The sequence below is a fragment of the Vibrio xiamenensis genome, assembly GCF_900100015.1.
Lineage (GTDB): Bacteria > Pseudomonadota > Gammaproteobacteria > Enterobacterales > Vibrionaceae > Vibrio > Vibrio xiamenensis.
The window spans coordinates 156,993-170,089 of the sequence record NZ_FNDD01000006.1; the positions used below are offsets into that span (position 1 = coordinate 156,993).

General features: G+C 45.1%; 10 protein-coding genes. 2 read left to right on the plus strand and 8 right to left on the minus strand.

All coding sequences use genetic code 11. From position 1 onward, the window contains the following. Window positions 1-117 precede the first annotated feature (117 nt). From BLS03_RS07190 to BLS03_RS07210, 4 genes are all read right to left on the minus strand, one after another. Window positions 118-1,362 carry an ABC transporter substrate-binding protein gene (locus BLS03_RS07190; RefSeq protein ID WP_093271548.1) on the minus strand — a complete coding sequence of 415 codons (1,245 nt, stop codon included), beginning with the start codon at window positions 1,360-1,362 and terminating at the stop codon, window positions 118-120. Between the two features lie 16 nt (window positions 1,363-1,378). Further along, window positions 1,379-2,386 carry a LacI family DNA-binding transcriptional regulator gene (locus tag BLS03_RS07195; RefSeq protein WP_093271551.1) on the minus strand — a complete coding sequence of 336 codons (1,008 nt, stop codon included), beginning with the start codon at window positions 2,384-2,386 and terminating at the stop codon, window positions 1,379-1,381. Window positions 2,387-2,825: 439 nt separating this feature from the next. Further along, window positions 2,826-4,136: a carbohydrate porin gene (locus BLS03_RS07205; RefSeq protein WP_093271556.1), complete on the minus strand. Its 1,311-nt coding sequence runs from the start codon at window positions 4,134-4,136 to the stop codon at window positions 2,826-2,828. A gap of 648 nt (window positions 4,137-4,784) precedes the next feature. After that, window positions 4,785-6,038 (minus strand): carbohydrate porin, encoded by a 1,254-nt coding sequence (locus BLS03_RS07210; protein ID WP_093271558.1) that lies wholly within the window; start codon window positions 6,036-6,038, stop codon window positions 4,785-4,787. A 475-nt stretch (window positions 6,039-6,513) separates the two neighbouring features. Between BLS03_RS07210 and BLS03_RS07215 the strand changes: the two genes are divergently transcribed. Beyond that, the gene (locus BLS03_RS07215) at window positions 6,514-8,055 is read left to right on the plus strand and encodes a bifunctional GNAT family N-acetyltransferase/carbon-nitrogen hydrolase family protein (RefSeq protein ID WP_093271559.1); all 1,542 of its coding nucleotides are present in this window, start codon (window positions 6,514-6,516) and stop codon (window positions 8,053-8,055) included. 85 nt (window positions 8,056-8,140) lie between these two features. Here BLS03_RS07215 and BLS03_RS07220 read toward each other — a convergent pair whose 3' ends face one another. After that, the gene (locus BLS03_RS07220; RefSeq protein ID WP_093271562.1) at window positions 8,141-8,833 is read right to left on the minus strand and encodes an aspartate/glutamate racemase family protein; all 693 of its coding nucleotides are present in this window, start codon (window positions 8,831-8,833) and stop codon (window positions 8,141-8,143) included. Window positions 8,834-9,060: 227 nt separating this feature from the next. Beyond that, on the minus strand, window positions 9,061-9,399 hold the full coding sequence (locus BLS03_RS07225; RefSeq protein ID WP_093271564.1) for a phasin family protein: 339 nt from the start codon (window positions 9,397-9,399) through the stop codon (window positions 9,061-9,063). A 655-nt stretch (window positions 9,400-10,054) separates the two neighbouring features. Here BLS03_RS07225 and BLS03_RS07230 point away from each other — a divergent pair. Further along, a complete protein-coding gene (locus BLS03_RS07230) occupies window positions 10,055-10,765 on the plus strand; it encodes a TetR/AcrR family transcriptional regulator (RefSeq protein WP_093271642.1) in 711 nt (236 codons plus the stop codon). A 73-nt stretch (window positions 10,766-10,838) separates the two neighbouring features. On the opposite strand, the gene BLS03_RS07235 is transcribed toward BLS03_RS07230, so the two are convergent. Together BLS03_RS07235 and BLS03_RS07240 are read right to left on the minus strand one after the other, a co-directional pair. After that, window positions 10,839-12,089, minus strand: coding sequence for a DEAD/DEAH box helicase (locus BLS03_RS07235; protein ID WP_093271567.1), 1,251 nt, complete (start codon window positions 12,087-12,089; stop codon window positions 10,839-10,841). 37 nt (window positions 12,090-12,126) lie between these two features. Beyond that, window positions 12,127-12,723 carry an acyl carrier protein phosphodiesterase gene (locus BLS03_RS07240; protein WP_093271570.1) on the minus strand — a complete coding sequence of 199 codons (597 nt, stop codon included), beginning with the start codon at window positions 12,721-12,723 and terminating at the stop codon, window positions 12,127-12,129. Between the last annotated feature and the right edge of the window lie 374 nt (window positions 12,724-13,097).

A 13,097-nucleotide genomic window follows, 5' to 3' on the forward strand; every position in this document is an offset into this window, starting at 1 on the left:
GTTGCATGATTCATAGCCACGCCCTCATAAACACGTTCTTATTTACATCATCAAATTTCATAATTAGGGTTACGCCCCAATCGTGGCGCGCGTCACGAGAACGCGCGCCGAGTTGAGTTATAGATTGCGAGTACGACGCTTGATCATACGCTCCGCTTCTTGCAACGCGGTTTTGATGTCTTTGCCTTCATCCAGCACTTCCATCAACGCGTTTTCTAAAATGATTGAACGCGCAACGTGATCGCCTTTCGCAGGCGCAACCGGTTTGATGTTTTTCGCCACATTGGCAAACAATAGACGGGCTTTTTGGCCATCTAAGAATGGAATTGGCTCTTGAAACATTGGATCGTCATAAGTGGTCACGTTGGCAGGAAACGCCGCAATGGTGGCAAAGCTCTTCAGTTGAATATCACGGCGCATTGTCATGTATTCAATCAACTTCCAAGCTTCGTCTTGTTTTTTCGATTGGGTTGGGATGGAAAGGAAAGAACCGCCCCAACTGCCATAAATGCCATCAGGTAGGTCAGATACGCCCCATTTTCCTGAGGTCTCTGGCGCAATCCAGTTTTTCAAATGGCCAAGTAACCAAGCACCAGAAAGCTGAGTGGCAAACGTGCCTTGTTTAAAGCCTTCATACCATTCGTTAGACCAAGCCAAAATGCGGCTGTCTAAGCCTTTGTCACGAATCTCTTTTGCAACTTCAAACGCGTGAACAAAACGCTCTGACGTTACCACTGGGTTGCCGTCTTTATCGAAGTACAAACCTTCACCTTCCGGTACGGTGGTAAAGATGATTGCTTGCGCGACATCCGCTGCTGATGCGATCAATTGAATATTGTGCTTCTTAAGCTCTTCACCGGCTTTGATGTACGAATCCCAATCTTTAATCGCTTGATTGACATCAATGCCCGCTTTTTCAAATAGGTCGCGGCGGTAGTACATCACCCCAGGCCCCAAATCGACAGGAATACCATAGACACTGCCATCTGCGCCCTTGCCTTGCGCCCATGCATATGGGGCAAAACGGTCGGCGTATTTATCGACGCCATATTGCTCGGAAAGATTCACCAAACCGCCCGATGCGACGAATGGACCAATCTTTTCAACATCCACCACGATCACATCGCCAGCTCCGGAGCCGGTGGCAAGGTTAGTGGTTAACTTAGTGTGGTGATCGCCATGGTTATTCATTAAGTAATCAACCTTAATCCCGGTCTCTTTTTCGAAATCGGGTAAGATCACTTTCAGACTACTGTCAAAATCAGGGAATCCGTCAAAACGGATCTGATCTTCGGCAGCATATGCGGTGGTAGCTAATCCTAAAGCGACCACACTCGACAGCGTAATAGTCTTGAATTTCATGTTGGTTCCTTCGAGGTTATAGGGTTTGAGGTAAACGATGTACCGACTCGCGTGTCACTAAGGTGGGTGACAACTTGAAGTTCACGTCATGCTTACTTTTTTGTAGTTTTTGTATGGCGAGCTGAACAGCTTCGTAGCTCATGTTTTCAATGGGGAAATTGACGGTCGTGAGTGCTGGCGTCAGATAACGAGCAAACAAGATGTCGTCAAATCCCACCAATGAAATTTGTTCTGGAACGGTGAATCCGGCGTGATGCAACACTTCAAAGGCACCAAACGCCATATGATCGTTACACGCAAATACCGCCGTAAACGGATGCGGCCGCTTAAGCAGCTTACGCATGGCGCTGGCGCCCGTTTCTTCGGTAAAGCCGGATTCGATAATCAGTGATTCATCAAAGGCGATACCTGCCTCTTCGAGCGCTTTGCGATATCCCTGCAGCCGGCCACGGGCATCGGATTTATGCAGCGGGCCTGTAATACAAGCGATGTTGCGATGACCCATTTCAATCAGATGCTCAGTTGCCAACTTACCGCCGAGTTCGTTATCAATATCAATACAGCTGCTGGCCAATTCAGGAATGAAGCGGTTAACTAACACGATATCGATCCCCTGCTCTTGAAGGCCGATAAGGTAATCATCGCTAAGCTGTTGGGTATGAAGAATCAATGCATCCACGCGGCGGCTCAATAGAAATTCCACCGACTCTTTTTGCCCCTGCTCGTGATTGGAGCCCGCGGTGACCACCAAGTGATAGCCACTTTGACGCAGGCGCTCTTCAATGCTTTGCAAAACTTGAGAATAAAACGCGCCGCCAAGCTCTGGCACGATAACACCAATGCTGCCAGTGCGACTCGATGCTAACGCTTGGGCAATCGAATTCGGTTTGTAGCCGAGGACTTTGATCGCATGCTCGACCTTGTGTTTCTTTTCTTGGCTCACGCTTGAGGTGCCATTGATCACACGCGATACCGTGGCTTGGGAAACACCTGCAAAATCCGATACGTCTTTAATCGTGGCCACGCTTTTTCTCCTTTGCTTGCGTTGCATGCGTAGAAAGCATGATTAAGAAAGCGCTTTCATAGCGCTAAGTATCAAGAAAGCTCGCCGCCCATAGCGTGAGTGACTTCACACCAAACCGAGCGGCGTAATGACCAATTTGCCAAAAATTGCGGTGCGATGCGCTTTGCTTTCACGCCATGAAACAGTTTCATGAAACGCTATTTCAAGCCTGTGATTAAGTTGATTACTGACAGTGAAAGCACCAATAAAACGGCCTGTCTTAGCCATAAAAAAAGGCCAATCACTTGGCCTAAAAGAGAATGAATTCTGCGCGCCTAATGAAAGGCGGGTTGGAAGGTGAGCAGATTTAAACATGAAAAAAGATGGCCTCGTCATCTCTGCCCTGCGAGGCCAAATTGTCGCGACGTGTCGCGCCGCTATCAGTGGTCATCCCCCCGGTTTACCACCATGCTTCAAACATTGCACCAACGGTCACAGTATCAAGGTCGGTGGTTTGCACTGTGACACCATCATCACCATAGCCAGCGAATTCGTTGTCAGAATTACCGATGGTGGTGTAGAAACGAATCATCGGTCTGGCGTTTGCAAGCGGACCAAACGAAACGTTTTGTGACAATGTCACCTTCCAAGCTTTATTGGTTGCATCAATCGTGTCGTAGTCTACTAGGCTGTAGCCAAGTTCGACCCAAGTTGAGTTGATGTCATCCCACGAATAGGTTGGACGAATATTGATGTTGTAGTTGGCGCGGTCTTGATCATCCGATACGTCAATCGATTGGTAGGCCGCAACATATTCGACCGAGCTTTTTGGCGTCAGTTGATAAAAACCATCGACGCTGACCAAAAACGCTTGTTGGTCGTCAACGAGATCAAACGCACTGTCTTTGGCGTTATCAGCATAGCGCACCACCAAACGTTGGCCATTGAGTGATAACTCACCAGCAATTTGGTACGACTTGACACCGCGTGAATCCGCAGTATCTTCGTCATCCAACACGCGATCGGAGGCAAAACCATAGTTGAAATAGAAATTTAAGTTCGCCGCACCGAGCGGAATATCATGCCATTTACTGGTAATGGCGTATTTACCGTTATCGCCAACCATGTCATCGTCAACTTGGCCGACAAAGCTTAGGTTAAATTGACCGACACCCACATCAAGGTTTTTGAAGCCGCCGCCTTGGCCATCATGGGTAACCCAAAAGTAGTCGTTCAGATTGGTTGCGGTACGTTGGTGGAAGTCGCGACCGCCCCAGAAATATAATGTAGGTTGCGATTCAAACAAGTTCGTCGCCCCAGCGTACATTTTTTTGACGTTCAAACCACCATCTTCAGCCCACGAACGGTCTTGATAGTTATCCACCATCAACACTAGGTCCCACACTGCCCCTTTATCCGATTTAAGAATTTTACCGAGTTGGAATTCACCGCCGTAGTTCTCGTTACCTAAACGACCGGTGGCATTACCGTTGAGTGCGCCGTAGGCGTTAACCATACGTTCGTCACTACTCTTATATGCCGAACCGTAACGCGCATAACCGGAGAAAATCACCCCACGAGGGACTTCAATATCCGGCGGTAACTCAATCGATTTCTGTTCATAGGTGTAATCGATATCGACCTTTTTCTCGAGCTGATCGATACGAGCTTTCAATGCCTCCACTTCAGCATCGGTGGCGGCGAGGATTGGCGCTGAACCGAGTACAGTGCCCACTGCTATGGTTATTGGCAAAAGCTTTAGGTGTTTCATGATATATCCCTATCTTATTTTAGGTTTCTTGTCTCTCTGGTCTCGGCACATACTAGGTGATGGGAATTTACAAAAGTCAGCGAGCCCTCACATGTCGTTATGCACGCTGATGCCATGAAACTGATGATTTTATAAAAACCACCCGAAAAACAACTTTATTCAATAACTTAAAATAATTGGAGATAAATAAACTCAATCTGAAAACGCTTTCATTTCATTCAGATTGGCTGGTTTCATCACTAAAATGGCGGATTTTTGTGGTTGAAATGGAGGGAATAACTGAAAACCTTTCATAAATATGAAAAAGTTTATAAAAACAATGAAAAATAACTTCAAAATTATGCGCTTGAGCACTCAATAATTTATTTTACGCTTAAAAATATAACCACAACAATGAAGCTAGAGTGCCCAGCTAACCAAGACCTTGCGCTTATTCTTCGCGCTTTGCAAGTTTGATAGGTAATTCTGGCTTTGGTGCATTTGTATACGTGCTTAGCCGATTCTTCAATTAGTGGCTGATTTTTACTATAAAAGACGCATCCAGCCTGGTAGATATTATGGTTATTTCATCACGTCTGTATGACAGAAAAAGAAAAGGCCCCACAACTGAGGCCTTGAATTGATACCGATAGTTATTCCCCCTCGAAATTACCACCACGCCTCAAACATTGCACCGACGGTGACGGTATCGAGATCAGTATTGCCGCTACCAGTAAATTCGTTATCCGCATTTCCGACCGTAGTGAAGAAACGAATCATTGGGCGGTCAAAGATTCCTGGGCCAAACGTAACGTTTTGCGATAGCGTCACTTTCCATGACGTGTTCTTAGAGTCATGGTTGTCAAAGTCGACAACGTTGTAGCCAAACTCTAGCCAAGTTGAGTTCATATCGTCCCATGTATACATTGGACGCACGTTGATGTTGTAGTTAGCACGATCATAATCGTCGTCAGCCACATCTTCTGTTTGGTAGGCAGCCACATATTCCACAGCGGTTTTTGGCGCAACTTGGTAGAGGCCATCCAGGCTCACCAAAAATGCCTTTTGGCCTTCTTCGCCCCAAAATACACTATCTCGCGCATTGTCCCCGTAACGTAAAACTAAACGCTGCCCTTCATAGAAAAACTCAGACGCTACTTGGTAAGATTTCAAATCGTCGTCTATCGCTTCAGAGGCAAAACCGTAGTTAAAGTAAAGATTTAACTTAGCGTCATCACCAAGGGCGATATCATGCAGTTTGCTGGTAAATGCATAGCGGCCAGTATCGCCTGTTGAAGAGGCATCAGCTTGACCGACAAAGCTTAAGTTAAATTTGGCGCCGCCTAGATCGTAGTTTTTAAAACCGCCACCCTGGCCGTCATGCATGACCCAGAAATAGTCGTTCAGACCCGTTGCAACGCGTTGATGGAAATCACGGCCGGCCCAGATGTACAAAGAGGGTTGAGATTCAGAAAAGTTCGTCACACCGGCATACATTTTTTTCAGGTTCATGTCGCTGTCTGACCAGTTATCGATCATCAACACCGCATCCCAAACCGCGCCACTTTCAGCTTTAAAGACTTTCCCAAACTGAAATTCACCGCCGTAACCTTCGTTACCCAAACGACCCGTCGCGTTACCATTTAGGCTAAGCGCACTGCTGACACGACTTGAGTCGCTGCTCTGGTAGTCTGCGCCGTAACGAGCGTAACCCGAGAAAATGATCTCTTTTGGCACGTCAATATTTGGTGATAGTTCTACAGATTCCTGTCTGTAGACGTAGTCCGTTTCAATTTTCTTTTCAAGTGTGGTGATGCGGTCAATCAACGCCTGGACTTCGGCATCGTTGGCGGCAAACGTTGAGGCGCTGGCTAGGGCGCCACCCACTGCGAGGGTAATCGGCAAAAGCTTAAGCTGTTTCATATTACGTCCCTATTTTTTATTAGGTTTATAGTGGTGATGTTTCTGGGACTCATACTAGAGGATGGCAAATGTTAGAAATTCTTCTCAGTTCACACCTAACTGTGTAATAAAACTTCATGAAACCTTTTTACGATTACGTAAAAATTTAATTCAATAAATACAGTTAGTTATAAGGAAACCCTAGACACAATAGATATGAAAACGTTTTCATTTCATGAGATTTAGAGTTTAACGTCACTGTCGGTGATAAGTTTGCTTAACTTATTGATATAAAATAGCAAGTTAAAACTATGATTTACTAAAATTTAGCAACCTTGTAGTAAACTTACTTAAACAACCACGTTCATATCTTTGTGCTTTCAGCTTTTTCATCCGCATCGTTAATCATTGATTTAAACTCATCACTCGTTGACATTGTTCGCTTTGACCGTGCTAAGGTAAAAGAGGTTATAGCTAAGCAGGAAAGATATTATTTATGGAAAACAGTCGTTCTCATCTATTAACTCTTAGAACAATCGAACCTACCGACTATCCAGAACTGGCCGAACTGATGGATTTAGTATTCCATGATGTCGGCGGCGCGTGGCCGCGTATTACGATTATGGATCTCATCCACCAGTTTCCTGATGGGCAAATTTGTATTGTCGACAACGGAAAAATTGTCGGCGCAGCATTAACCATTAAAGTAAATTACAACCGATTCTCCCTTCCCCACCTCTACACTGACATCATCACCGAGCAAAATGTGATTCAAAATGAAACCACCGGCGATGCGATGTATGGGCTGGATGTGTTTGTTCACCCTGATTATCGTGGACTTCGCCTTGGTCGCCGCCTTTATGATGCGCGCAAAGAGCTATGTCGCAGCGGCAACTTTAAAGCGATTCTCGCCGGTGGACGTATTCCTAAATACCACCAGCACGCTAAAGAGCTGTCGGTGACGGAATACATTGAAAAAGTAAAACGCAAAGAGTTGCACGACCCAATTTTGTCGTTCCAATTGGCCAATGATTTTGATGTCAAACGCATCATGCGTGGCTATTTACCGGAAGATGAATCGTCTCGTGGATACGCAACGCTTTTGGAATGGGACAACGTCTTTTATGAAGAAGACATCAATTCAATTCACGATGCCGAAAAATCACTGGTGCGTATTGGCGTAGTTCAGTGGCAAATGCGCGCCATGAACGATCTGGAGGATTTCCTTGAACAGGCGGAATTTTTTGTCTCCTCGTTGGCAAACTACAAGGCCGATTTTGCGCTGTTCCCAGAATTTTTCAACGCGCCTTTGATGGGGCTGAATAAAAACCAAACCGCTGTCGAAGCAATTCGCTTTTTAGCCAGCTTTAGTGAGCAAATCAAAGACCGCTTTGCACAAATGGCTGTGACCTACAACATTAATATCATCGCTGGTAGCGTCCCCGTCATTGAAGATGACACCTTATATAATGTCGCCTATTTACTCCACCGCGATGGCAACATTGACGAACAATATAAGGTACATATCACCCCACACGAACAGCGCGATTGGGTGATAGACGGTGGTGATAGCGTGAAAGTATTTGAAACCGACGCTGGCCGCGTAGGGATCCTTATCTGTTATGACAGTGAGTTTCCAGAGCTTGGGCGAATGCTTGCCGAACAAGATGTGCAAATTATCTTTGTGCCGTTTTGGACCGATACAAAAAATGGTTACCAACGTGTTCGGTTGTGCTCTCAGGCGCGAGCGATTGAAAATGAATGCTATGTGGCGATTGGCGGCAGCGTCGGCAATTTGCCGCGTGTGGATAATGTCGACATTCAATACGCGCAATCAGCGGTATTCTCGCCATCAGACATCTACTTTCCCCACGATTCAACCTTAGCCGAAGCCAGTGCCAACACCGAAATGATCATTTTTGCCGATGTGGACCTCTCCAAACTAAAGCACCTACATACTGAAGGGTCGGTGACCAATCTACGTCACCGGCGCTTGGACTTATACGGTGGATTTACCGAGCCTAAGAATAAGGCTTAGAGACTTTCGCGAGCTAAAACTAAAACAGGCGCCAATCATGGCGCCTGTTTTAGTTCAAAACGGCTATTTCAACACCGCGGCTAAATTAGCTTAACGCCAACTTAACCAGAGCCTTAGCGTGAATCTTTGTGGTGTCAAAAATCGGAATCGAGCTGGAGTTTTGATCGACCAGCATACCAATTTCTGTGCAGCCTAAAATCACGCCTTGCGCGCCAACTTCGCGCATATCATCGATAATGGTTTCAAAATCGGCGGTAGAACGCTTGCTCACCACACCTAAACACAGCTCTTGATAGATAACATCGTGCACTAATCGGCGCTGAACACCATTTGGCACAATCACTTCCATACCAAAGTTCTTTTCAATTCGCTGCTTGTAAAACGGCTGTTCCATGGTAAACGCCGTGCCGAGAAGGCCAACGCGCTCAATATTTTTTTCAACCAGAGCTTCGCCTGTTGCATCAGCAATATGCACTAACGGAATCGATACCGCTTGCTCAACCTGACTCGCCACTTTATGCATGGTATTGGTCGCAATGGCAAAGAAATCTGCGCCCGCTTTTTCAAGTTTCTTAGCCGCATCCGCTAATACTTGTGCCGCTTGGTCCCATTCATCATTACGCTGAAACTGCTCAATTTGTGCAAAATCAACACTGACTAAAACAATCTGTGCTGAATGCAGTCCACCGAGTTGCGTTTTCACTTCTTGATTGATGTATTGGTAGTAAGAACTGGTCGACTCCCAGCTCATACCGCCGATTAAACCGATTGTTTTCATAGTCTGTCCTGACGCTAATTAGTGGTACCACTACAACAAATTTAGTCTCAAGTGTCATTGCCGAAATTAAGATTTGGCGAAATTATTGCATTCATGTCGACTGACCATAATCGGCATACCTAACGAGCTTGCAAAAAAAACGGAGCCTTTAAGCTCCGATAAATTGAGGACAAACTCAGTAACAAATAAACACCAACCAAAAACAAACAGACGTTCAAGTGATTCAATTACGCGGACGTCGCTTTTTTAACTTCGGTTAAATTTAAGCGCTTTACATCATCTTTAAAACGCAGTGCAACTCGGTGAAGCTTATCGCTGTCATCCAACATTTTTTGCGCCAATTCCGCCAACACTCTCAGTTGTGTCGGGCTAAATTGCGCTAGTTCTCGGCCATCAGCGCTTTCGCTCGCAGCCTTAATTTTCGTTAGCCCCATTTCGCTATAAGTGCGAATCGCTTGTAAATGAAGCGCGGTCAGCACCTCAACATTTTCTTTGACCAGTTTGTTGTACTTGGTTAACGGAGCATCCACTTGCTCAACCCATTTTACTGCGACATCCGTATTCATAACTGAATTACTCCCTAAGCATGATTCAAAATTTGCAACTTACCTACTCATTAAAGCTAATGGGCACAGCTCACATTTCAACCATTTGTAGTAGATAAATATGCTTATATGAGTAAAGTCACATATAAATGTAAAACCATGTAGTAAATAAGGTTTAGGTGGGTTTGCAATCAGGATATAGGCTTTAGCCCAATATGGACGGTATTTTGGCATTACTAAAATATATTACATTGAATAATATAGAAAAATTGGCCGCCATATAGAGAAAAGCCCTAAGCAAAAATTGCTTAGGGCGAGCTCAAAAAATCTAACGATCATCCTTTACTGATTCAGTAACGAATGGACTGATTCATCACAGAGGTGGAAATCATCGGCGTTGGAGGTCGAGATATCCACCCGTCTCAGTCAAACGAGAAAAGAGCGAACAAATGGTTGTAGGCGATATCTGAAAAAACATTGGCTTGTTCAAGTCGAATTGGTGAACAACTGAACAATAAACTAATATTTCTCACAGAATTGCTTTACAGTTGGATAGTATAAGTGAATCATAATTAAGATCAATGGATTTATTGTCCATATGGATGATAATTTAAAATAATGAAAAATGATCACAAATCTGGTACAAATGGCGCGCACGAAACAAAGACTTGAAAACATGAAAGAAAGAAAAGCCGGGCGTCGCAGTGCTGAAGACGCTGAAAAAACAAAATGTGAAATTATGTCTATCGCCGCAAACCTTTTTTGCGAAAGAGGTTACGAGCGTGTTTCGCTACGAAACATTAGTGAAAGAGCCGGTGTCTCACACAGCTTGATTCGTCACCATTTTGGCAGTAAAGAGAAAATCTGGCATGCAATAAGCGATGGCCTTCATCAGTATTTCGAAGAATACTTGAATGTCATTGTCGAGCACTTTCCCAAAGACAGTACCGCAAACGAAAAGCTGTACTTTTTTACCGTGAAAGTGCTGGCGCACATGTTGATCGAAAAGCGCCCAATACAATTACTTGCTGACGGTATTCGTCAAGATGAACTGACGGATTACTTTATCGACCGAACCCATAAAGTTCAGTTGACGATCGCTGAAATGGCAGCAGACTACAATCAAAATAACCCGCAAAACCAAGTCAACATTTGGGAAGTCAAATGGCTAATGATGATGTTTGCTCAGGGCGCCAGTAGCTTAGCCCCTATCATGCACACGACTTGGGAGGAAATTAAAGACGATCACTCACAATGTTTGCTCAAGCACTGGGGCATGTTTAATCAAATGATGGCGTTTCGTTTTAATGTTCCAGAAGACAAAATATTACGCCCTAAACAAGTCAGCGATTTAGTTCATTCTATCCCCTGCAATCTAATGGGATAACCTAGACAACACAATGCCCACCAATTGGTGGGCATTTGCTTTACTGAACATTTAATTTACTAACAACGCGTTACTAGCGCTTTTTGCCGCGACCTTTATGCACCCCAAGCCGAGCTTTTAACTTACGCTTTTCGGATGAGCGACTTTTACGGCGATGACTTTCTAACTCAACATTGGGCATAGTGCCAGGTTCAAAACCTGCCAACCATTCCTGAGGCAAACGCGTGTCCAGCAAACGTTCGATGGCACTAAGTAGCCCCTCTTCTTCACGGCTCATCAATGAAATTGCGTTACCCGGCTGCCCAGCACGTCCAGTGCGTCCGATACGATGCACATAATCTTCGGCCTTAAACGGCAAATCGTAATTTACGACTTGTTCTAGCTGGGAAATATCGATGCCGCGTGCAGCCACATCGGTTGCAATCAGTGCGCGAATGGCGCCAGATTTGAAGTCTTCTAGCGCCTTTTGACGAGCGCCTTGGGTTTTGTCGCCATTGATAGACGCCGCTTTGATACCATCCAACTTTAACTCTTTTGCCAGTGCATCACTGCCCTGTTTGGTTTTGGTAAATACCAGCACTTGTTGCCAGTTGCGAGACCCAATTAGAAATGCCAGCAACTCACTTTTGCGATGTTTATCGACTGGATAAACCATCTGTTTGACGGTTTCTGCGGTGCTGTTTTGCGGGCTAATTTGAATTTCTTGCGGCGCATTAAGCATTCGGTAAGCCAAATTTTTGATGCGCTGATCAAAGGTGGCGGAAAAGAACAAAGTTTGACGCTCACTGGGCAGACGCTTCAAGATCCGTTGAATGTCGGGCATAAAGCCCATATCCAGCATTCGGTCGGCTTCATCCAGCACGAATGTTTGAGTTTGGTGAAGGCTAATGTGCTTATTAAACAAATGGTCAAGTAAGCGTCCTGGTGTCGCGACCAAAATATCTGCGCCACCTTTAAGCTGTTCGGTTTGAAGTTTCATACTCACGCCACCGTAAACCACCACCACTTTAAGCTCAGTATTTTGCGCATAAGCACACAAGTTATCAAACACCTGCTTTGCCAACTCACGCGTTGGCACCAACACTAAACCGCGTACCTGCTTATCTTCAAGCGCAGTATGGCAGCCAAGAAAGGTGTCGATCATTGGTAAACCAAACGCAGCGGTTTTACCTGTCCCGGTTTGCGCCCCGGCGAGCACATCCTCACCAGCTAACACCAGAGGAATTGCTTGTTGCTGCACTTGTGTTGGCGTATCAAAATGCAGCTGCTTCAGTGTGGTTAACAGTGAAGAGCAAAGACCGAGGGCTTCAAACGATGGAGACATAGCAAATACTTATTGGAAAATGGAATTGGGCGCGATTCTAGCAGATTGCTTGGCGCTTCGCTGCCTCTAAAACGCTCGAATACAAATCATCAAAGACATCAATCAAGTGATCATAGTGAGCTTCAAGCACGGGAAAGCAAGATGTTAGGTTCGCCATCCGCGCTGAGCGTGTTGACATTCGCATCAACGCAAACTCGATATTGTCGAGTTCAGCGTACGACTCAAGCCACTTCCCTTGCCACATATGTCCGCTGACCGAAATAAAACGCTGGGGAATGGTCTGCTCATCAAGCGTTGTCATTTCTGCTTTTACTTGCCTTTCTGCACTGTGACAAAAAACTGCTAAAGGCGCGCGGTCAAACTCATCCCAACGGTGAGCTAAACAGTGATCCCAAAACATATCCAGTGCAATGGCACAAAAACGGCGACTTTGACCATCAAACAGCGGCTTAATGTTCATAAGCGTTGGGTGATGATCGGTAAACGAATCCACAAAACGATGCAGCTGAATCCCCTCAACGACTGCTTGGGGAAATTTTCCTTGCGGATTGCCTTTAACAAAATCCCCCAGCAAATTACCCAGCAAGCTTGACTGACAGTGCTGTGCAATATGTAAATGCGCCAAAAAATTCATCTTCACCCCGAAGAAAAGCAAACCTAATTTAAGGCCATAAAAACACAAAGCCAGTGCAATTGCACTGGCTGATGAAATAGGTTGGCTGAATTAATATCAGTAGCTGTCTTCAATGACATCGTCTTGGGGGATTTGATATTTGGACAAGTCGATACCAATTTCCATCGCATCTAACAGTTCCAAATTTTCTTCATTTTGATATTGGTCGCTCATTCTGACCTCCGTTACTAAACCGCGTGACACCCATCAAGCGTGATTAAATCAAGGCGCTCAAGGATGCGTTGTGTCCCTTTCTCATCTTGTTATATGACAGATTAACCAGACAAAAAAGCGAAATTTCAATGTGAATTGATATTGCTCTCAAATAAAACACA